Origin of the sequence: Pseudomonas khavaziana (assembly GCF_019145205.1) — a bacterium.
GTDB lineage: Bacteria > Pseudomonadota > Gammaproteobacteria > Pseudomonadales > Pseudomonadaceae > Aquipseudomonas > Aquipseudomonas khavaziana.
On record NZ_JAHSTT010000009.1, the window covers coordinates 112,371 to 134,112 of the forward strand.

Consider the following 21,742-nt stretch of genomic DNA (forward strand, 5'->3'; position numbering starts at 1 on the left):
TCAGCGCGTCTCCAGGTCAGGCAACTGGCCGGCCACCCGAATGCCGGCCTGGTCCAGCACCAGCTCGGCCCGTGTCACTTTCTGGGCGGTGACGGGCACCAGCATCCGCCAGCGTACATGGGGCAAGTCTCGATAAGCCGCGAGCATCCCCACGAAGCGACTGTCAGGCCCGACCCTGAGCTTGAGCGTCAGGCGGTCACCGGGGCGCAGTTCAACTTCCTCACTGCTCACCCAGTCCTTCGCCAGCACCTGATCGGCATGGTCATACAGGCTGAAAAAGTCGGCATTCTCGAAGGCCACGCCATGGCGCAGTTCAATCAGGTGCACCACCACTGGAGAAGGTCGACCGTGCAGGTCAAGGTTGACCTGTTCGCTGGCGGTCAGCACCAGATCCAACTTGGTCAATGTCGAAAAAGGCGAAATCGCGCTGCAGCCTGCCAACAGACCGAACAGCAGCAGCACGGCTGCAGAGTTAATTCGATACATGACGTTCATCCCGGGAAATCCATATGCAGAGCGCCAATCAGGCGAACCTGCTCTTCATAGGCCTTGGCAAAATCACCGTCCAGCGGACGCCGGATCAGTTGCTCATCTGCCGCCAGCCGCTGGTAGTAACGCTGGTAAGCCCGCCAATGCCATGCATCCGCGAAAAATCTGGGTGGCCTGTCCTGGGACTCAAAGCACCCCATCAGGTAGCTGGGCTCGAAGGCGGTCCTGGCGTTACGCAGCGCGCTTCGGCATGCGGTCAGCAGGGCTGCTTGACGCACTTGCAGGTCTCGGTAAGCCTGGACGATCGCACGTTCAGCGGACAGCTGCCCCAACACCTGCGAACCCAGCATGGCGGCAATCGCAGCCCCCGTATCGGGGCACACCTTCAATGGGTTCTGGGACAGGTCCAGGCTGGTGCCGCACGCCGAGGCCAACTCGCTGTTCAGTTCGTCACAGGTGCGCAGCGTTTGTTGCAAGCCGTTCACTCCCAGGTGGAACAAGCGCGCCACCTTGATTGCCAGTGCTTCCCGACCGGGCCTTTCGAGGGTAGCCAGGTCGATGCCCAAGGCTGTTGCAAACTGCACCCAGAACAGCTCGTCCAAGGGCACGGCTATCGGGTCCACCGCGCCAGGTGCAACAACGGGTTCGACCGGGCACGGCACTATCAGGTGTTCCCGTTCGGCACCCTGGCTGTCAGTCCAGATGCCGGGCTCATCGACTCTCTCGCTCAATGCCTCCAAGTCCTCCGAGTTGGCTTTACGCGGGTGATCAAGGTCCAGCGCATGCACAGGATCCAAGGACAGAAACGCATCATCCGGAATTGGCCCTCCCGTGATAACCCGCTGTTCGCTACCGTGGCGCGGCGCTTGCAGCAATTGCGCACGTATCGTCACGGGCCCGAGGTCAAATACATCGCCATCGCTGATCAAGCGCGCCTGCCCTTTACGCAGGCGTTCGGCGCTGCCCGGCACCCCGATTCCATTGCGGCTGATATCCGTCAGGAAATAGCGGGCACCACGATAGCCGACCAAGCCGTGATGACTGGAGAGCACCCGGCTCGGATCGGGTATTACCCAGTCACACCCGCAGCCGCGGCCGATCACACCACCTGTACCGTCAAATACTTTGCGGGCCAGGGGTACGTTTCTCGTGCGCCCGACCTCACAGACCTCAAACACCAGCTGCATCCTCTGGCTCCCTCCATTCATCGGCCACGGGTGATCGCCTGAGGGTCGCCCAAAGGACGGTACTCGGCATCATCAAAGACGGTGTTGGCGTTACAGCCGCCTAACAAACACAACACCAGTAAAACTGCTTGCCACGGACGATCAGGCATTCGGTTTCTCCCTCAGTAAAAATCAAGTGCGCCACTCAACGCTCTTCCCTGGCACTGCCAACGGGAATGTTCAAGCGCGCCAGTCGGTAGAGCAGCGTGCGCCGTGCCACCCCCAGTTCCCGTGCGGTACGGGTGCGGTTGCCGTGATTCTTGTGCAGGCAATCGAGCAGGAATACCCGCTCTACCCGCTCCATACGCTGGCGCAGCGTCACGTCGTCAGCAGTCGGCATCGTCGCCAGTGGCATCGATAGATGCTCCGATAGAATCAAGTTGCCATCACACAGCAGCACGGCGCGCTCGACCAGGCATTTGAGCTCGCGCACATTGCCGGGAAAGCTGTGGCTCGAGAGCTGGTCAAGGGCAGCACTCGACCACTCAACCGGCGCCCTGCCCAACTGCCCACAGGCCTTGTCGGTGAAATGCCGGGCCAGTTGCAGCACATCGCCTTCGCGCTCACGCAGGGCGGGCAACTGGAGGGGGAACTGCGCAAACCGGTAATACAGGTCTTCGCGAAAGCGACCCTCGGCGACCATGGCCGCCAGGTCGCGATGGGTCGCGGCGATGATGCGCACATCGACCTTGTGCGCCGCACTGGCGCCCAGCGGACGAATTTCGCCGTCCTGCAGAACCCGCAACAGCTTGGCTTGCAATAGCAGCGGCATGTCACCGATTTCATCGAGCAACAACGTACCGCCGTCGGCAGCGTCAAACAGCCCCGCATGATTGCGGTCCGCACCGGTAAACGCGCCTTTGCGATAGCCGAACAGTTCACTCTCCAGCAACCCGTCGGCAAATGCCGCACAGTTCTGCACGACAAAAGCCTTGGCATTGCGCGGGCCCGCCGCGTGAATCGCTTGTGCCACCACTTCCTTGCCGGTGCCGGTCTCGCCGCGCAGCAACACGGTGTAAGGGGTATGCAGCACTTTGCTGATCAACTCGCGCGTCTGGGCCATGGCTGCACTGCTGCCGATCAAGCCGTATGCCCCGGCCAACGGCACAGCCTGCCTCGGCGTCGCACCCACCCTTTGGCGCATGCCACGTAGCAGGAGCAGCCGGCTCACGGCAAAACTACCCAATTGGCCCAGGGAGATTGCGTAGCTGTGCAACTGGAGCGGGCGTTGGCTGGCGCACAACAACACGCCGGTCAGTCGATCCGTTGCGCTGAACAGAGGCATGCTCAGCAGCGCACGCCACGGTGTCGGCGACACAGGCAGGAAGCGGGTGTCATAGCAACTGGCTTGTACCTCATCGAGGCTCAGAGCCGCGCGCCGGTTCAAGGTGTAGTGCAGCAGTTGTTGATTGCGCAGGTCGGCGGGTGTGCTTGCCAAGTCCGGTGCAGGCCCGTCGGGAAAATGTTGGGCGACCAGCTCTAATCGGTCGCTCGCTTCATCGAGCAGATACAGCTGGCTGAGCTCGCACCGGGCCAGTTGCGCGACGTCCGCAACGCATTTTCCAGGCAGCACGTGTTCATCATTTTCAAACCCCAGGCGGGTGAAGCAGGCGGCCAGCGCATCGACAGTGAATGCACAGGCACCGGTCAGCGCTTGCATGTCCTCATTAAGCATGGTCATCAGTCCCTAATAAAGATTGCCGGCGAGCGTCACCACGCCATCGGCTCGCTCATAGTCCAGCCAACTGGTCCAACCCAGGCGGCAAACGTTGTCCTGGCCAATGTGCAGCGCCTTGATTTCGCTGTGCGCCAGCACCAGGCGCAGGTCATAGTCCAAAGGGTCTCCCATGGCCATGCGCACCAGTGCACACAGCGGCTGATGGGCCTTTCCAGTCGGCAGGAAGTCGTGAAACCGTTGCCAGCCCAGCGCCTGCAACTGCACCCGGAACTTGCCGCAGCGGTCCGCAACCTGCTGCCCCAGGACCAGGTCTTCACCGAGTGCACAATTGGCACGCCCCAGGCCGTTGCGCTGCACAGGATTGATACCAACCCGGCGTTCGACCCATTGCTCGATGAACAACGCGTCGTGCTTGAAGTAGTGGCGCAGCACCGACTCGATCACGGCAGCCGAGCGCGTCCGCAGGCTCAGCAGCCCCAGGTAAGGCAGCAGACGTTTGCAGTCCAGTTGCGATGCTCGTCGTATCGCGTCGCCGCCCAAGCCGATCAGCGCAAACATCTGTGCGGAGAACGCATCGTTGGCACCCGTCTGGAAACACGCCCGGTAGCGATATTTACGCCAGATCGGCAACATCAGGCGGTGCAGGCGGTGGTGAAACAGATCCAGGAAGTCACGGGTAGAATTGCCCCCTGGCTGTTCGGCAAGCGCCTGTTCAGCATAAAACGCCGGCAGTGGCGAACCCGCACCGAATAGCCCCAGCACGTTGAGGCGCAGGCGGGCACGCAAACGCCCGTGGTCCGTGAAGAACTCCACCCGATCAATATCGTGTGCCGCAAACCCCAGGCTCGGATTGGCCTGGAATTCCAGTTGGTCATACAACGCCTCTTCGTCCAGCAGCGGATGCGCTTCGCGCAACCGTTCGGTCACCTGCAAGACCGCCTGGTACAGCGTGTACTCACGGATGACACGGCAAAGCTGGGTCAGAGCAAGGGTTGCTGGCCCGTCCGGGATGGCCATAGATACACGTCTCCTTGTGTGCTGAGGACTCGTAACTCGTGATAAGAATTAAGGCTGGCATAGAGCGCAAAGAACTGATTGATGACAGAGGCGAACAGAAACAGGTCGCCGTGGCCGACGAAGCCTTGAGGGTCGACGGTCAGGTCGATGCGCAGACCCCGAATGGGCAGCCCACGGTGCAGCCGGTCCACCGCCTCGTGGCGAATGGAACGCAGCGCGCCCAACCTTTTCTGGCTGACCTTGAGCGCCTGTCGATCGTGATGGCGCGGCAGGTCGTAGGTTTCGAGCACCATTTTCAAGGCGTTGATATCGGTCAACGATAGATAGTTGAGCGACATGTTGCTGATCAGCCTCCACAGGAAATCCTTCTCCAAGGGCGGCGTGAAGCTCGCGGTAGGCGTGGTGATATTGTGAAACGTCAACGACTCCGGCGTGTGCTCGCCGGGCTGGTTGATTTCGCCCGGACGGATCTGCTGCGCTAGGTTGCTATTGGTACAGGTCAGTTCAATCGACAACGTTTCCTGGCCCTGTGCGCGCCGAGTGCCAAAGCCCATCCAGGTGTCCAGCCCGCCATGTTGCACCGACGAGCGTTGTCGAATGCTGTAGCTGGGAGGTGCAGCCAGCGATTCGTGGAGTGTGTCATGTTCAAAGGACTCGAACGGCACGTAGGTTTGGTGACCCAACCCGCCAGGGCGCCACCCGGTGACCCGGTCCACGGAGAACACACTGGCGTGCCCCGGCGCATAGCCACCAGGCATCAGGAGGTACTCATCCTGCTTGCCATCCAGGCGAATGGGAATCGCATCTTGATTGAACAGGTTGGCGATAGGCGTGCAGTACAGCTTCACGTTATCCAGGGACGGGCGCAGGCCATCGCGCCCCTGCGTGCGCAATTGGAAGCGCACAACCATCCCGTGCGCCTGACTGAGCAGCTCGCCAGGCAGTGTGTGCAGTACATTCAGACCTTGAATATCGACAAACAGATACTTCTCAGGAAAGGCAAAGTACTCCTGCAGGTGACGATAACCATCGAACGTATTTTGCGGATAGGGCATCAGCGCCTGCTCCGGGGCAAAACCCACGGGCTGAACCTGGTCGGCACTGAGGCGTAGCGTCACGGGGTGTCCATCGGCTGTCCCGACCGGCAAGCCGTCGTGCCCCGACAACGACAATTGGATGCCGTCAAGATGGCGCAACAGGCCAAGGTACAGGCCTTGGCTGACGTAATCGTCGCCGGCCAGGTGCAACCGTAACGAATCAAACGTCAGGTCATTGAAGCTGCCTTCGGCGCTCATGGTCAGGCACAGGTCCAGCCACGCCACGTCGCCTTGGCACCGGTACTCCAGGCCGCTGAGTTGCAGGGGCATGACGTCGGTGGCATAGCAGGTGCGAAAACGGCAACGCTCACCTTGTATCGGCGTGCTTTCCACCGCAGTGTCCCGTGCCACTCGGACGCTGGGGCCTGCACGCTTCAAGGGGTCAAACTGCAGGATGCTGAAGGCCGGGATTGGCCGCATATAATTGGGCCACAGCAAGTGCATCAACGAATGCGTCAACTCCGGCAATTCATCATCGAGTTTCTGGCGCAGCCGCCCGGTCAGGAACGCAAAGCCTTCCAGCAAGCGCTCGACGTCCGGGTCCTGGCCGGCCTCTGCGAGAAACGGCGCCAGGGCGGGATTGCGCTCGGCAAAGCGCCGCCCAAGTTGGCGCAGCGCACTGAGCTCGTGTTGAAAGTAGTGGTTAATGGTCATCGACACAGACCTTGATTTGTCCAGCATCCATCAGGCGCGCCTGGAACACCACAGGCTGGGTGGTACCGTCGATGACCAACCCGGCATCGATGGCAAATGCCAAGACCAAAGGCTCTTTGGCTGCGGGCAACAACCTCACACGCACATTCACCAGCCGCGGTTCATAGGCCTGAATGAACCGCTCGATCACCAGGCGCGACCGGGTCAGGGACTCATGCAGGCTCAGCTGCATATCGTTGAAGTCAGGCAAACCATAATCGGGCAGCGCCTGGACACTGCCTGCGCGGGTGCTGAGCATCCTGCCCAAATGTGCGGCGACGGACACAACGGTGCACGTGTGGGTCGATGCATCGCCTTCAAGGCGTTCGAACAGGCTATTGTGGTGGGGCATGCCCTGGCCTCTGCTCATTCTTTATCGAGCTTACCGACCAGGGACAAAGTGAAGTCCGCCCCCATGTACTTGAAATGCGGGCGCACGCTCAGGTTGACCCGATACCAACCAGGCTCGCCCTCGACATCGCTGACGACGATGCGCGCAGCACGCAAGGGGCGCCGTCCGCGTACTTCGGCACTGGGGTTTTCCTGGTCCGCCACATACTGGCGAATCCATTTATTGAGTTCCAGCTCCAGGTCCGTGCGCTCCTTCCAGGCCCCCAGTTGTTCGCGTTGCAGCACCTTGAGGTAATGGGCCAGGCGATTGACCACCATCATGTAGGGCAATTGAGTGCCCAACCGGTAATTCAACTCCGCGGCCCTGCCCTCTTCACTGGCACCAAAAAACTTGGGTTTCTGCACCGAGCTGGCCGAGAAGAACGCGGCGTTATCGCTACCCTTGCGCATGGTCAAGGCGATGAAACCTTCTTGTGCGAGCTCGTACTCGCGCCGATCCGACACCAGTACCTCAGTAGGAATCTTGGTTTCTATTTCTCCCATGCTCTGGAAGTGGTGCAGCGGAAGATCCTCGACGGCGCCTCCACTTTGCGGGCCTATGACATTCGGGCACCAGCGAAAACGCGCGAAGCTGTCGGTCAGGCGCGTAGCAAAGGCATAGGCGGTATTGCCCCACAGGTAGTGCTCGTGGCTGTTGACCACGTTCTCCTGATAGGTAAAGGTCTTGACCGGACACTCAAGGGGGTCGTACGGGGTGCGTAGCAGGAAGCGTGGTACGGTGAGGCCAATGTAGCGGGCGTCTTCGCTCTGGCGAAAACTTTGCCACTTGGCAAACTGCGGCCCCTCGAAATGATCCCGCAGGTCTTTGAGGTCTGGCAGCCCGGTGAAGCTTTCGAGGCCAAAGAAACTCGGACCCGCGGCAGCGATAAAGGGCGCGTGGGCCATGCTGGCGACGCTGGATGCGTATCGCATCAGCTTCACATCGGGGGCACTGGGCGAAAGAAAGTAGTCGGCAATGATCGCGCCCACCGGCTGGCCGCCGAACTGGCCGTATTCGGCACTGTACACATGCTTGTAGAGTCCCGACTGGGTAATTTCCGAAGAGTCCTCGAAATCGTCCAGCAGGTCCTGGCGCGAGACATTCAGCAGCTCGATCTTGATGTTTTCGCGAAAGTTCGTGCGCTCGACCAACAACTGCAGCCCTCGCCAGGAAGCCTCCAGCGCCTGGAAGTCGGGGTGGTGCAGGATCTCATCCATTTGCTGGCTGAGCTTGGTATCGATCTCGGCGATCATCCGATCGACGAGGCGCTTCTTTACTGGCTCTTCACTATTGTGCGGCTTGAGTAGCTCGGCGATAAATGCCGACACACCGCGCTTGGCGATGCCATAGGCCTCGTCGTCAGCGCTCAGCAATGTCTGGGCAATGATGTTATCGAGGATGCTCCCGGCTTCTGAGGTTTGTACCGTTTGCAGTTCGTGTTGGATCGTGGTCATGGTCTCAGTGTCCTTTTACTGAATATGTCCGGCGTGAGGACTGGGTAGCCCCAGTTCAGCCAGCACCCGAGCGCGGCAATCGCCGTTGGCCAGGGCCTGTTCAATGGCTTTGCGAAAGTTCGGCGTGTTGCCCAGCGGGCCCTTGAGCGCCACCAAGGCTTCACGCAATGCCATCAGTTTCTGCAATTCGGGGACCTGCTCGACCAGGTTCGCGGGGTTGAAGTCCTTCATCGTGTTGATCCGCACCTGGATCGCCAACTCCTCCATGCAGGCTTCATCCTGGAGGCGATTGGGTACGCTCAGTGTCAAGCTCAGAGCTTGCTTGGCCAGCACGTCGTCGAAGGTGTGCTTGTCGATGCCAATGGGCTTGCGATCTTCGAGCTTGCGCAGGTCCTCGCGCTGGGTGAAGTCCCCCAGCACCAGCAACTTCAGCGGCAGTTCGACGTCTTCTTGTGCGTCGCCAATGGCCGGTTTGAAGGTGATATTTATCCGTTCCTTGGGTGCTACTGAACTGCCTTTAGCCATGGTGTTACTCCTTTTTGACAGGGCTTATTCAAGTACTGCTTCGAGATCAAGCTGGCACAACCGTCGATGGAGGGCCTCCTTGCATTCGCGCACGCCGTGGCCTTGCGGCAACAGGTCATAACATCGGTACAGGCGCTGGCCCACTTGCACGGCCAGCTCCGGCTCCCAGCACTCAACGCCGTTACGCTGCAATTGATCGTGCAACTGCTCCAGCTGCACCCTGGCCAGGTCGTGCTTGCCGGCTATCCCACACAACCTGGCAAGTGCCAGGCGCCAGTGAAAACGCGCCCGCTCACTGGGCGCGGCATACAAGCCCTGCTTGAGCACCACGACCGCAGCCTTGAGTCCGTTCTTGCGCAGGCAAGGCAGCACCGCTTCCAAGGCAGCTTCCCAGGGTTCGGGGGAGGTACCCGCCACGACGGCTAAGGGCTCGCTGCGTTGCAGGTGACGCCGGACATGGAGAGAGATCCACTCACAAGTGGTAGGGTCGGCAAAGGGTGTGCCATCGTCGAACCGGTATTCGGGCAAGTTCGGCAGACGTTGCAGCAACAGGGCGAAATGCATTTCCAGCTCGGTCATGGCCAGGTCTGCGTGCAGGCCCTCAAGGCACTCCCAGGCCATGCGCAAACCGTCGAACCAGAACATTGCCCCCGCCAGGCTGGCTTCAAGCTCAGGCAGCAGCTCGGCGTGCTGGGCTTGGCCCAGGCGCTCCTGGTAGCGTTTGAGTTTGTCAGCGGCCGGTGGGCGCAGCGCCGTGACTCGCTCATTGTTGGCATCGGGATAATGGATGAGCGTCATCCACACCAAGGTCCGGCTCAGGCGCAAGGCACGCGGATCGGTGGTGTCCTGGCGCAACCACCAGGCACACAAAGGACGGGCCTGCTCTTGTAATGAACGCAACAGCTTGTGTGCGTCCTTCTCGCTGTCAATGCGTTGCCCGGGCTGGGGCAACTGGGTAGTTGCCGGCTTGACGTAGGCGACGGCACCCGTGGCGCCCTCAGGTTTGGCAGCTTCGTGTACGGTACGAGCCAGGTGCTCTGCCAGTTGCCTGCGGATCGGCACCAGCTGGGGCGCCTCATTGCCAAGCTGTTGACCCCACAGTTGATCGAGGCGCACCAGGTGCTCAAGCAGCGCCTGGAACACAGGCAACTGGCCAGAGACACAGAGGTTCTGCGCAAACAGCGGTTCAAGGCGCGACACCAGCCAACCCAATGCAGCCACGCGAGTACGCAACTTGCTGGGGTAGACCTGTGCCCAATGATGCTCACAGAGATCGTGCAGCAACCCGAGACCGGCCAGCAACCCCGTGAATGAATGACATTGATGCAACGCCCAGGTCAACCAGACGGCAACGCGCAGATCCTTGGAATGGTCGCGCAATAGAGACTCGCTCAACTGGCAGACCTTGTGCCAGTCCGGCGGACCTTCAGCATGAATCGATCGGGTCTTGCCCAACTCGTCTTCGAGGGCTTCAAACTCCGCGGAAAAACGCATGTCGCTGCCGGCAAAACCGTCAGGACGACAAGGTAGTTTCGCAACTTCCTGATAATAGTCGAATAGCTCTTCTGAATATTCCATTTTTTCGAACACATCACCTTCCAAGGCAAGACAAGCAAACTTTTAATATTATTAACAAAGTATCAGGGAGGCCTTTAACTTCCGTAGAGCGCTTACTGAAGTGCGTGAACCTTAGCCGTAAAAAAAACGCCCAGCAAGTAACCGAGCATTACTTAAGGAATGTCCTACGCCCCGCTATAGGCAGTGTGCTGCGCAGTTATTTGCACGGTTCAGCCGCACAAAATCCCGCGCACCGCTGTACTTGCTGGCCCACCGATGCGAGCAAATAACTGCACACATCTGCGCAACTACCAGGACTAAAAAAACCGATTATTTACGAAGCGCCTTACTTGTTTTTATTACAGCCTGCGATTTCATTACCCGCCACACCTTCAGGCACGCTTCTTGTAATAGGCAGCTGTCCGTCCGGCAACTTAGCCGTTCGGCAACACCTACTCAACCAGGCAAGGAAAACCATCATGCCAACACCCGCGTACCTCTCCATCACCGGCGTCAAACAAGGTTTGATCACGGCAGGTACATTCACCCAGGACTCGGTAGGCAACATTTATCAGGAAGGTCACGAGGACCAGATACTGGTGCAAGCGTTCGCTCATCAGGTAATCATTCCGCGCGACCCGCAATCAGGGCAGCCAACCGGCCAACGCGTGCATAAACCGATGATGATCAGCAAGGTCTTCGACAAATCATCACCGTTGCTGTTCAGCGCACTGACCACCGGTGAAGAAGTGTCATGCCGCCTGGAATGGTTACGCACTTCTTCGGCCGGTACCCAGGAGCACTACTTCACCATTGAACTGGAAGGCGCGACCATCGTGGACATCCAGTCGCGCATGCCCAGCTGCCAGGACCCGGACAACGCCCATTTCACCCATCTGGAGGAGGTGTATTTCACTTATCGCAAGATCACCTGGACCCACGAAGTGGCCGGCACGTCGGGCTCGGACGACTGGCGTAGCCCGGTAGCCGGCTAACGGCGCTTGAAGCAGGAACGGCCGCCAGGGACGGCGCCGTTCCTGTTGAAGGCCTAGACCATCGCCAGCGAGTGCTTACGCTTGGGCGCGCCGAACACACGATCAATCGCGTCAAGGTCATGCTCATCCAGCGCCAGGGTGGCCGCCCTGGCATTAAGTCGTATGTGTTCGGGGTTGACCGCCTTGGGGATAGCAATCACGCCATCCTGGCGCAGTACCCAGGCCAGGCACACCTGAGCTGGTGTCACTTCATGGCGAAGAGCGATCTGCCTGAGGGTCGGGCTCGACAGCAGTTCACCGCCCTGGGCGATCGGACAGTAAGCCATCAGTGGCAAATGGTGCTGTTGCCACCATGGCAGCAGGTCGAATTCGATCCCGCGTTCTTCGATGTTATAGAGCACCTGGTTGGTTGCGCACGCTGGGGATGCGAGCTCCTGCAGGTCCGCCACATCGAAGTTGGATACACCCCACCGGCCGATCTTGCCTGCCTCGCGCAAGCGTTCGAAGGCTTCGACGGTTTCTTCCAGTGGGTACTGGCCGCGCCAGTGCAGCAGGTACAAGTCAATGTAATCGGTGCCCAGGCGCTGCAGGCTGGCTTCGCAGGCACGGGGCACGCCGTTGCGGCTGGCGTTGTGGGGGTAGACCTTGCTGACCAGGAACACTTGGTCGCGCTTGCCGCGAATGGCCTCGCCGACCACCTCTTCGGCACCGCCTTCGCCATACATCTCGGCGGTATCGATGAGGGTCAGGCCCTCGTCCATACCCAGTTGCAGCGCGGCGACTTCGGCGCGGCGCCGGCTCGGGTCTTCGCCCATGCGCCAGGTCCCCTGGCCGATGACAGGGACGGGAACGCCGGCCAGATCAATGGTACGCATGACAACCTCCTGGTGAATTCGCGGATTAACACTGTGGCACTGAGCGGACAAAAGGGTTCAATCCCAGTATGGTTGCCCTCTCGCCAGTCGTCAGGAATTACCTGCAATGCTGTTTGTCGTCATGCTCGGGGGCAAGCACCCACGGGCCAAAATCGAGGTGCACGATGTGGTGTTCGCAGTGGCAGACACCTTGCAGGCCACCTACCCGCAACTGCGCGAAGCCTGGTTCGGCAGCTCCAAGGGCGTACACATCGACTCATGGATGGCAGTGGATGGCGTCGACGGCTGGAAGATCGAACTCAGCCCACTCGCGCCCCACAGCGACGCCCATCACCTGTACTTCATCAACCTCGGCGGTTATGAGGCCAATCGTTTTGGAGAAGATCACCACTATCTCCTGGTGGTCGCCCGTGACAAACGCGAAGCGATGAGCATGGGCAAACGGCAGATGTTGCGCCACTGGTCTCAGGCCCACACCGATGCGGTCATGGATATCGACGATTGCCTGCCCATCGATCTGGTGGACGGGCGTTATGTCCATCTCGTACAAGGCCCGCACGCCCCTGTCGTCCAGCGCAATGACTACATCGTCTTGCCCTGAGCCCTGGAACGCTTTTGGAGTGACTCAAGCAAGTGATGGGAACTTTGCCAGGAAATAACCGACTGAATCCGGTAGGCTCACCGTTTTTTACTTTAGGAGTTATTCCCCATGGCCAAAGCCACCGCCCGTCACATCCTCGTTGCCACTGAAGACAAGTGCAATGAACTCAAGGCCCAGATCGAAGGCGGCGCTGATTTCGCAGAAATCGCCAAAACCAATTCCAGCTGCCCATCCAGCCGTCAAGGCGGTGACCTGGGTTCCTTCGGCCCAGGCCAAATGGTCAAGGAATTCGACACCGTAGTCTTCAGCGCGCCGGTCAACACCGTGCAAGGTCCAGTGAAAACCCAGTTCGGTTATCACCTGCTGGAAGTCACCAGCCGCCAGGATTGATTCAATCCGCGCTGATGCTATAAACAACGGCCCGCCCTTTGGTGGGCCGTTGTGCATCTGATGACTGGCGATGCCCAGGCCGTTAGCGTACAAATCCTTATTCTTCTTCACCCGGCGCTCAAGGCTGTTATGCGATTGGCTTTTTCATCTCTGCTCTCTTCTACTTTGGCCCTGCTATTGGCCAGCACTGCGGTGATCGCGGCCCCGCAAACCTACCTGACGGTCTACGGCGAGCCGGCCAAGTACCCGGCCGGTTTCAGCCATTTCGACTATGCCAACCCCAATGCCCCCAAGGGCGGCAGCCTGCGACGCTCGGCGCTGGAGGTCGGGCGGTTCGACCATGTGCTGCCGTATATCGACAAAGGCATCGGCGTTTCCCAGGTCGACGGCTGGGTGTATGCGCCCCTGGCACTGCGCTCGCTGGATGAGCCCTACACCGTCTACGGCCTGGTGGCAGAAAAGATGGAGCGCGCCGACGACGGCCTGTCGCTGCGCTTTTATCTGAACCCCAAGGCACGTTTTGCCGACGGCACGCCGATTACCGCCGAAGACGTGCGCTACAGCTTTGACTTGCTGATGACCCAGGGCAGCCTGCGCTTTCGCACGTTGTTCGCCGACGTCAAGCACGTCGAAGTCGAAGGCGAGCGTCAGGTGCGCTTCGATTTTTCCAGCAACGAAAACCGCACCCTGCCCCTGGATATCGCCACCTTGCCGGTGTTCCCCGAGCACTGGTGGAAGACCCGCGACTTTGCCAACGGTGGCGGTTACGAGGCTCCACTGGGCAGCGGTCCGTACAAGGTGGGCAAGATCGATTCCGGCAGCACCATCACCTTTACTCGTGATCCCGACTGGTGGGGCAAGGACTTGCCGGTCAGCCGTGGCCTGTACAACTTCGATCACCTGAGCCTGGAATACTTCGGCGACACCGAGGTGGCGCGCCAGGTGCTGCGCGGCGGCGCCTACGATTTCAACCGTGAGTTTTCCGCCACCGGTTACTCCATCGGCTACAACGGCCCGGCCCTGGACGATGGCCGCCTGCAACGCGCGCACCTGGCCAAGGAGATGCCGCAACCGGCCCAGGGTTATGTGTTCAACGTGCAAAAACCGATATTCAAGGATCGCCGTGTGCGCCAGGCCCTCGCGATGCTGTGGGATTTCGAATGGGCCAACCGACAGATGATGCGCAACCTGTACATCCGTCAGCAGAGCTACTTTTCCAACAGTCCCTTGGCGGCCACGCAATTGCCGACCCAGGAAGAACTGGCGATCCTCGAACCATTGCGCGGGCAGATCCCCGACGAGGTGTTTACCCAGGTGTTCAAGGCCCCGGTCACCGACGGCAGCGGCATGATCCGCGATAAACAATTGCAAGCCCTGGCCCTGCTGGAAGAGGCCGGTTGGAAACCGCTTGGCGACAAACTGGTCAATGCCGAAGGCGAGCCGCTGGAGTTCACCTTCCTCAATGTCCAGAACGGCCTTGAGCGCCTGTTGCTGCCTTACAAGCGCAACCTGGCGCAGATCGGCATCACCCTCAATATCCGCCGCATCGACTCCGCGCAATACGTCAACCGCCTGATGGCCCGGGACTACGACATGATCGTCACCGGCTTTCCGGTCACCACCTCGCCGGGCATGGAGCTGTACAACTACTTCGGTTCCGCCGCCGCGTTCGATTCGGGCGCCAACAACTACATCGTGCTCAAGGACCCCGCCGTCGATACGCTGATCAATGGTCTGGTCAAGGCCAATACCCAGGCGCAGATGCTCACCTACGCCCATGCCCTGGACCGCGTGCTGCAATGGAATTACCTGTGGATCCCCAACTACTACCCGCCTGGCACCTCCGCCGCGTGGTGGAACCGTTTCGGCCGCCCGGCCATCGAGGCCAAGAACGACGAAGCCCTGGAAACCTGGTGGGAGGTCAGCCCCACCCCGCTGACCAATGAGCAGATGCAAGCCGAGCTGAAAAAACGCGGAGGGGCCCGCTGATGCTTGCCTATACCCTACGGCGCCTGCTGCTGATCATCCCGACGTTGGTGATCATCCTGCTGGTGAACTTCGTGATCGTGCAAGCAGCGCCCGGCGGGCCGGTGGAACAGGCCATCGCCCATCTGCAAGGCATTGGCGGCGGTGGTGTCGCCGGTGCATCCGGCGAAGGCATCAGCGGCTCGCGGGCCAGCCGCGGCCTGGACCCGAAGCTGATCAAGGACATCGAAAAACAATATGGCTTCGACAAGTCCGCGCCGGAACGCCTGTGGCTGATGCTCAAGAACTACGCCCAGCTGGATTTCGGCAACAGCTTCTTTCGCGGCGCGACGGTGACCGACCTGATCCTGGAAAAGATGCCGGTCACGATTTCCCTTGGCCTGTGGGCCACCTTGATTACCTACCTGGTGTCGATCCCTTTGGGCATACGCAAGGCCGTGCGCCATGGCAGCAGCTTTGATATGTGGAGCAGCACCGCCATTGTGATCGGTTATGCGATGCCGGCGTTCCTGTTTGCGATGTTCCTGATCGTGGTGTTCGCCGGCGGCACCTCGCTAAACTGGTTCCCGGTGCGCGGGCTGGTCTCGGAAAACTTTGCCGAACTGAGCACAGTGGGCAAGATTGCCGACTATTTCTGGCACCTGGTGCTGCCGGTGACGGCGCTGGTGATCGGTGGGTTCGCCACCTTGACCATCCTCACCAAGAACTCGTTCCTCAATGAGATTACCCGGCAGTACGTGGTCACCGCCCGCGCCAAGGGTTTGAGCGAACGCCGGGTGCTGTACGGGCACGTGTTCCGCAACGCCATGTTGCTGGTGATCTCGGGCATTCCCCAAGCGTTTATCAGCGTGTTCTTTGCCGGCTCGCTACTGATCGAGGTGATTTTTTCCCTCGATGGCCTGGGTCGCATGAGCTATGAAGCCGCTGTATCCCGGGACTACCCGGTGGTGTTCGGTTCGCTGTTTATCTTTACGTTGTTCGGGCTCTTGATAAAGCTCATCGGTGACCTCTGCTACACCCTGGTGGATCCGCGTATCGACTTCGCCGCGAGGAACGCCTGATGCTTAACCTGTCTCCCGTAGCCCGTCGGCGTTTCGAGCGGTTCAAGAAAAACCGTCGCGGCTGGTGGTCGCTGTGGTTGTTTATCGGCCTGTTTATCATGAGCCTGGGCGGCGAGTTGATCGCCAACGACAAACCGCTGGTGCTCAGTTTCAAGAACGAGCTGTATTTCCCGGTGTTCAAGCGCTACACCGAGCAACAGTTCGGCGGGCAACTGCCCTTCCAGGCCGACTACCGCAGTGACTACGTGCAAAAGCTGATCAAGCAGGACGGCGGCTGGATGCTGTTCCCGCCGATTCCGTTCAGCGACGACACGCCCAACTACGAATTGACCCGTCCTGCCCCGAGCCCACCGTCGGCGGTAAACTGGCTGGGCACCGATGACCAATCCCGCGATGTGCTGGCGCGGGTGATTTTTGGCGCGCGGGTGTCGATCCTGTTTGCCCTGGCCTTGACCGCCATCAGCGCCGCCATCGGCATCGCCGCCGGAGCCTTGCAGGGATACTACGGCGGCTGGGTGGACTTGCTCGGACAGCGCATTCTCGAGGTGTGGTCCGGGCTGCCGGTGCTGTACCTGCTGATTATCCTGTCCGGGTTTGTGGAGCCGAATTTCTGGTGGTTGCTGGGTATCATGGCGCTGTTCTCCTGGCTGGCGCTGGTGGATGTGGTGCGTGCCGAGTTCCTGCGCGGGCGCAACCTGGAATACGTCAAGGCCGCACGCGCCCTTGGCCTGGGCGACGGCAAGATCATTCGCCGGCATATCCTGCCCAATGCCATGACCGCCACCTTGAGCTATTTGCCGTTCATCCTCACCGGGGCAATTTCGACCTTGAGCGCCCTGGACTTCCTCGGCTTCGGTATGCCTGCCGGCAGTGCTTCGCTGGGTGAGCTGATCGCCCAGGGCAAGCAAAACCTGCAAGCCCCGTGGCTGGGCCTCACGGCGTTTTTTACCCTGGCGCTGATCCTGTCGCTGCTGGTGTTTATCGGCGAGGCGTTGCGTGACGCCTTCGACCCTCGCTCATGAGTAATTGCCTATGAACCTGATCGAAATCCGCGACCTGTGCGTCGCGTTCAGCGGCCAGACCGTGGTGCGCAACCTGAGCCTGGACGTGCGCCCCGGCGAGTGCCTGGCGCTGGTGGGGGAATCGGGCTCGGGCAAGTCGGTGACGGCCCATTCGATCCTGCAACTGCTGCCCGAAGCCGGCACATTGACCACCGGCTCGGTGAAGTATCGTGGCCAGGAGCTGATGGGCGCGTCGCCGGCCACCCTGCAAAAGCTGCGCGGCAACCGCATTGCGATGATCTTCCAGGAGCCGATGACCTCCTTGAACCCGCTGCACAGCATCGAAAAGCAGATCGGCGAAACCCTGCTGCTGCACAAGGGCATGGGCGGCAAGGCGGCGCAGGCGCGCATCCTCGAACTGTTGGAACTGGTGGGCATCCAGAAGCCCCAGGAACGGCTCAAGGCTTACCCGCACCAGCTGTCCGGTGGCCAGCGCCAGCGGGTGATGATCGCCATGGCCCTGGCCTGTGAGCCTGAGCTGCTGATTGCCGACGAACCCACCACGGCGCTGGACGTGACCGTGCAGCGCAAGATCCTGCTGCTGCTCAAGTCCTTGCAGCAACGCCTGGGCATGTCGCTGCTGCTGATCAGCCATGACCTCAACCTGGTGCGCAGCATTGCCCAGCGTGTCTGTGTGATGCGCGCTGGGGAAATTGTCGAGCAGGCCGACTGCCAGACCCTGTTCACGGCCCCGCAGCACCCCTACAGCTGCCTGCTGCTTGACGCCGAGCCCACGGGCGATGCGCTGTGCGGTGATGAGCGCGAAACGGTGCTCCAGGTGGATGACCTGAGCGTGAAATTCCCCCTCGGCGGCGGATTGTTTCGGCGCAAGACCTACCTGCATGCGGTGGACGGCATCAGCCTCAGCGTGCAGCGCGGCAAGACCCTGGGAATTGTTGGCGAGTCCGGTTCGGGCAAGTCCACCCTCGGCCAGGCGATCCTGCGCTTGCTCGATTCCAGCGGCAGCATCCGCTTCCAGGGTGAGGCCCTCGACCCGCTGAGCCCGCAGCAAATGCGCCCATGGCGCAAGCAGATGCAGGTGGTGTTCCAAGACCCCTATGGCAGCCTGAGCCCACGCATGTCGGTGCAGCAGATCATCAGCGAGGGCCTGGAAGTGCACGCGCCGTGCAGCCTGGCCGAGCGCGATGCGCAGGTGATCCAGGTGCTCAAGGACGTGGGCCTCGACCCCACCAGCCGACATCGTTACCCCCACGAATTCTCCGGTGGCCAGCGTCAACGCATCGCCATCGCCCGCGCCCTGGTACTCAAGCCGGCGCTGATGCTGCTCGACGAACCCACTTCGGCCCTGGACCGTACGGTGCAGAAACAAGTGGTGGCGCTGCTGCGTGAACTGCAGGACAAATACGGCCTGACCTACCTGTTTATCAGCCATGACCTGGCCGTGGTGCGTGCCATGGCCCATGACCTGATCGTGGTCAAGGATGGCAAGGTGGTGGAACGCGGTGCCAGTCATGCTGTATTTGAATCGCCCCAGCACCCCTATACCAAAGAACTGCTGGCTGCAGCGCACATCCCTTTGTGATGATCAACAGGATTCTGCCTCCATGAGCACCAGCCTCAAGGACTACCAGCACGTTCGCGGCCTGGCCATCCAGTCGCTGTTCGAGATCATCGAGCAGTCCAGCGAAGGCACGGTCATCGTCGACCGCGACGCGAATATCGTGTGGATGAACGAGCGTTACGCCAAGCGTTTTGGTCTCAAGAGCGCCGACCAAGCCATCGGCCAGCCGTGCGAGCAGGTGATTTCCAACAGCCTGTTGCGCCAGGTGGTGCGCAACGACCGGCCGATCCTGCTGGATATCCAGGACACCCCCAAGGGCCCGCTGGTGGTGATGCGCCTGCCGATCCACGACGACGCCGGGGCGGTCATCGGCGCAATTGGCTTTGCGCTGTTCGATGAGCTGCGAAACCTGTCGCCGCTGATCGAGCGCTACCTGAGCATGCAGCAGGAGCTGGCCTCGACGCGCTCGCTGCTGCGGTCGCGGCAAAGCAAATACAATTTCGCGCACTTTATCGGCACCAGCGCCGCCAGCCTCGAGGTCAAGCGCCGGGCGCGGCGCAGTGCGAGCGCCGAGTCACCAGTGTTGCTGCTGGGGGAGACCGGCACAGGCAAGGAACTGCTCGCACAGGCCATCCACGGCGCGTCACCGCGGGCGCACAAAGCTTTCGTGAGCATCAATAGCGCGGCGATTCCCCATGACCTGCTCGAGGCCGAGTTCTTCGGCACCGCCCCCGGCGCGTTTACCGGCGCCGACCGCAAGGGCCGCCCCGGCAAGTTCCAGATCGCCCAGGGCGGCACACTGTTCCTCGACGAAATCGGCGACATGCCACTGCCGCTGCAAAGCAAACTGCTGCGGGTATTGCAGGAAAAGGAATTCGAACCGGTGGGTTCCAACGAGATGCTGCACAGCGATGTGCGGGTGATTGCGGCTACGTCCATGGACCTGGAAGCCGCGATCAGGCGTGGCGAGTTTCGTGCGGATTTGTATTACAGGCTGAACGTGCTGCCAATCCAGGTACCGCCGTTGCGCGAGCGCCTGGAAGATATACCGGCCCTGAGCGAGGCGATCCTCGAAGAACTGCGCAGCCAGCATGAGCTGGATCGTGAGGCCTTGGCGCTGTTGGCCCAGCATGCATGGCCGGGGAATATCCGCGAACTGCGCAATGTATTGGAGCGGGCGGCGTTGTTGAGTGACGACCTGGTATTGAACGCCAGTGAGATTCGCGCAGCGATTGGCACGTTCAGCCCGGTGGCCCGTGGCGCGGTGCCGGCGGTCGAGGGTGAAACCTTCGCGGCGGCGCGGGAGCGGTTTGACCGGCAGGTGATTGGTACGGCGTTGAGGATGTGCGAAGGCAATGTGGTGGAGGCCGCCAAGCGGTTGGGGCTGGGGCGGTCGACCCTGTACAAGAAAATGGTAGCGCTGGGCCTCACCAATTCTCTAAATTGAGATAATATTCTCAATATAAAGACAATCTAATGTGGGAGGGGGCTTGCTCCCGATAGCAGTGGGTCAGGTACAGATTCTCAACCTGACACACTGCTATCGGGAGCAAGCCCCCTCCCACATTTTGCATTTGGTTGTCTCAAAGTAGAGATAAAATTTCAAAGTGCTGTCAAAGATCCTGAAAATATTGTTGTTTTTCAATTAGTTAAAAATATGGCACATATCTAGCTATAGCCCTTCCCACCGCTTCACCCCACAACAATAACAATCCAATGGAGACACACCATGAGTGTGATCATTGCCCTGGCCGCGCTCGCGCTGCTGATGCTGGCGGCCTACCGTGGCTATAGCGTCATCCTGTTTGCCCCCATCGCCGCCCTCGGCGCGGTGCTGCTCACCGACCCATCAGCCGTCGCCCCTGCCTTTACCGGGGTGTTCATGGAAAAGATGGTCGGTTTTATCAAGCTATATTTCCCGGTGTTCCTGCTTGGCGCGGTGTTCGGCAAGCTGATCGAGTTGTCGGGCTTCTCACGGTCCATCGTCGCCGCCGCGATCCGCTTGCTCGGCACGCGCCAGGCGATGCTGGTGATCGTATTGGTCTGCGCCCTGCTCACCTACGGCGGCGTATCGCTGTTTGTGGTGGTGTTTGCGGTGTACCCGTTCGCTGCAGAGATGTTCCGCCAGAGCAATATCCCCAAGCGCCTGATCCCGGCGACCATTGCCCTTGGCGCGTTCTCGTTCACCATGGACGCCCTGCCCGGCACGCCGCAGATCCAGAACATCATCCCCAGCACCTTCTTCAATACCACCGCCTGGGCGGCGCCGTGGCTGGGGCTGATCGGCACGATCTTCGTGTTCTGCACCGGCATGCTCTACCTGGCGCGCCAGCGCAACAAGGCCCTGCGTGCCGGCGAAGGTTATGGCACCGAGCTGCGTAACGAGCCGGAAACGGCTGAAAACCTCACCCTGCCCAACCCCTGGCTCGCGCTGTCGCCGTTGATCCTGGTGGGGGTGATGAACCTGTTGTTTACCCACTGGATCCCGCAGTGGTACGGCAAGACCCACAGCCTCAGCCTGCCGGGCATGAGCACGCCGGTAACCACCGAAATTGCCAAGCTCACCGCCATCTGGGCGGTGCAGGCGGCGTTGCTGATAGGGATTATCGTGGTGCTGGTGTTCGGTTTCTCTGCAATCAAAAGCAAGCTGGCCGAAGGCAGCAAGAGCGCGGTGAGCGGTGCCTTGCTCGCCGCCATGAACACCGCATCGGAATACGGCTTTGGTGCGGTGATCGCATCATTGCCAGGCTTTCTGGTACTGGCGGACTGGCTCAAGGGCATCCCCAACCCGTTGGTCAACGAAGCGATTACCGTGACCCTGCTGGCCGGCATCACCGGTTCTGCCTCGGGCGGCATGAGCATCGCCCTGGCGGCGATGTCCGAGAGCTTTATTTCGGCGGCCCACGCGGCCAATATCCCCCTTGAAGTGCTTCACCGGGTCGCGGCCATGGCCAGCGGCGGCATGGACACCCTGCCCCACAACGGCGCGGTGATCACCCTGCTGGCGGTCACCGGGCTGACCCACCGCGAGGCCTACAAGGACATTTTCGGCATCACCATCATCAAGACCCTAGCGGTGTTCGTGGTGATCGGTACTTTCTATGCCACTGGCATTGTGTGAGGT

At 60.5% G+C, this 21,742-nt stretch carries 20 protein-coding genes; 9 read left to right on the forward strand and 11 right to left on the reverse strand.

Going from position 1 to position 21,742, the window contains the following annotated elements:
• From tssJ to tssA, 10 genes are read right to left on the reverse strand one after another with little or no spacing between them, the layout of a single operon-like run.
• On the reverse strand, positions 1-486 hold the full coding sequence (gene tssJ / locus KVH01_RS21100) for a type VI secretion system lipoprotein TssJ (protein WP_217882761.1): 486 nt from the start codon (positions 484-486) through the stop codon (positions 1-3).
• Between the two features lie 5 nt (positions 487-491).
• Positions 492-1,676, reverse strand: coding sequence for a type VI secretion system-associated FHA domain protein TagH (tagH, locus tag KVH01_RS21105; RefSeq protein WP_217882762.1), 1,185 nt, complete (start codon positions 1,674-1,676; stop codon positions 492-494).
• Positions 1,677-1,693: 17 nt separating this feature from the next.
• Entirely contained in the window at positions 1,694-1,825 is a 132-nt protein-coding gene (locus tag KVH01_RS30005) for a type VI secretion protein (RefSeq protein ID WP_124400906.1), read from the reverse strand.
• A gap of 35 nt (positions 1,826-1,860) precedes the next feature.
• Positions 1,861-3,390, reverse strand: a complete 1,530-nt coding sequence (locus KVH01_RS21110) for a sigma-54 interaction domain-containing protein (RefSeq protein WP_217882763.1) — start codon at positions 3,388-3,390, stop codon at positions 1,861-1,863.
• Positions 3,391-3,402: 12 nt separating this feature from the next.
• On the reverse strand, positions 3,403-4,410 hold the full coding sequence (gene tssG / locus KVH01_RS21115; RefSeq protein ID WP_217882764.1) for a type VI secretion system baseplate subunit TssG: 1,008 nt from the start codon (positions 4,408-4,410) through the stop codon (positions 3,403-3,405).
• The gene (gene tssF, locus KVH01_RS21120; RefSeq protein ID WP_217882765.1) at positions 4,374-6,161 is read right to left on the reverse strand and encodes a type VI secretion system baseplate subunit TssF; all 1,788 of its coding nucleotides are present in this window, start codon (positions 6,159-6,161) and stop codon (positions 4,374-4,376) included. Before tssF ends, tssG begins: the two co-directional genes overlap by 37 nt.
• Positions 6,151-6,552, reverse strand: a complete 402-nt coding sequence (tssE, locus tag KVH01_RS21125) for a type VI secretion system baseplate subunit TssE (protein ID WP_217882766.1) — start codon at positions 6,550-6,552, stop codon at positions 6,151-6,153. Before tssE ends, tssF begins: the two co-directional genes overlap by 11 nt.
• A 14-nt stretch (positions 6,553-6,566) precedes the next feature.
• Positions 6,567-8,045 (reverse strand): type VI secretion system contractile sheath large subunit, encoded by a 1,479-nt coding sequence (gene tssC, locus KVH01_RS21130; protein ID WP_217882767.1) that lies wholly within the window; start codon positions 8,043-8,045, stop codon positions 6,567-6,569.
• A 15-nt stretch (positions 8,046-8,060) separates the two neighbouring features.
• Complete coding sequence (gene tssB / locus KVH01_RS21135) at positions 8,061-8,570, reverse strand: type VI secretion system contractile sheath small subunit (RefSeq protein WP_217882768.1); 510 nt, start codon at positions 8,568-8,570, stop codon at positions 8,061-8,063.
• A gap of 24 nt (positions 8,571-8,594) precedes the next feature.
• The gene (gene tssA / locus KVH01_RS21140) at positions 8,595-10,148 is read right to left on the reverse strand and encodes a type VI secretion system protein TssA (RefSeq protein ID WP_217882769.1); all 1,554 of its coding nucleotides are present in this window, start codon (positions 10,146-10,148) and stop codon (positions 8,595-8,597) included.
• Positions 10,149-10,606: 458 nt separating this feature from the next.
• Between tssA and KVH01_RS21145 the strand changes: the two genes are divergently transcribed.
• Positions 10,607-11,122 carry an Hcp family type VI secretion system effector gene (locus KVH01_RS21145; protein ID WP_043050510.1) on the forward strand — a complete coding sequence of 172 codons (516 nt, stop codon included), beginning with the start codon at positions 10,607-10,609 and terminating at the stop codon, positions 11,120-11,122.
• 53 nt (positions 11,123-11,175) lie between these two features.
• On the opposite strand, the gene KVH01_RS21150 is transcribed toward KVH01_RS21145, so the two are convergent.
• The gene (locus KVH01_RS21150) at positions 11,176-11,997 is read right to left on the reverse strand and encodes an aldo/keto reductase (RefSeq protein ID WP_217882770.1); all 822 of its coding nucleotides are present in this window, start codon (positions 11,995-11,997) and stop codon (positions 11,176-11,178) included.
• A gap of 106 nt (positions 11,998-12,103) precedes the next feature.
• On the opposite strand from KVH01_RS21150, the gene KVH01_RS21155 reads away from it, so the two are divergent.
• The 8 genes from KVH01_RS21155 to KVH01_RS21190 all read left to right on the forward strand — a co-directional run bounded on the left by KVH01_RS21155 (position 12,104) and on the right by KVH01_RS21190 (position 21,739).
• Complete coding sequence (locus KVH01_RS21155) at positions 12,104-12,598, forward strand: DUF1543 domain-containing protein (RefSeq protein WP_217882771.1); 495 nt, start codon at positions 12,104-12,106, stop codon at positions 12,596-12,598.
• A gap of 108 nt (positions 12,599-12,706) precedes the next feature.
• Positions 12,707-12,988, forward strand: coding sequence for a peptidylprolyl isomerase (locus KVH01_RS21160; protein WP_217882772.1), 282 nt, complete (start codon positions 12,707-12,709; stop codon positions 12,986-12,988).
• Between the two features lie 129 nt (positions 12,989-13,117).
• Positions 13,118-14,977 (forward strand): extracellular solute-binding protein, encoded by a 1,860-nt coding sequence (locus KVH01_RS21165; protein ID WP_217882845.1) that lies wholly within the window; start codon positions 13,118-13,120, stop codon positions 14,975-14,977.
• The gene (locus KVH01_RS21170; protein WP_043050505.1) at positions 14,977-16,035 is read left to right on the forward strand and encodes a microcin C ABC transporter permease YejB; all 1,059 of its coding nucleotides are present in this window, start codon (positions 14,977-14,979) and stop codon (positions 16,033-16,035) included. Before KVH01_RS21165 ends, KVH01_RS21170 begins: the two co-directional genes overlap by 1 nt.
• Positions 16,035-17,057, forward strand: coding sequence for an ABC transporter permease (locus tag KVH01_RS21175; protein WP_217882773.1), 1,023 nt, complete (start codon positions 16,035-16,037; stop codon positions 17,055-17,057). Before KVH01_RS21170 ends, KVH01_RS21175 begins: the two co-directional genes overlap by 1 nt.
• Positions 17,058-17,067: 10 nt before the next feature.
• On the forward strand, positions 17,068-18,639 hold the full coding sequence (locus KVH01_RS21180) for an ABC transporter ATP-binding protein (RefSeq protein ID WP_217882774.1): 1,572 nt from the start codon (positions 17,068-17,070) through the stop codon (positions 18,637-18,639).
• Positions 18,640-18,661: 22 nt separating this feature from the next.
• A complete protein-coding gene (locus tag KVH01_RS21185; protein WP_217882775.1) occupies positions 18,662-20,065 on the forward strand; it encodes a sigma-54 interaction domain-containing protein in 1,404 nt (467 codons plus the stop codon).
• Positions 20,066-20,347: 282 nt separating this feature from the next.
• Positions 20,348-21,739, forward strand: a complete 1,392-nt coding sequence (locus KVH01_RS21190; RefSeq protein WP_217882776.1) for a GntP family permease — start codon at positions 20,348-20,350, stop codon at positions 21,737-21,739.
• Positions 21,740-21,742: the final 3 nt, after the last annotated feature.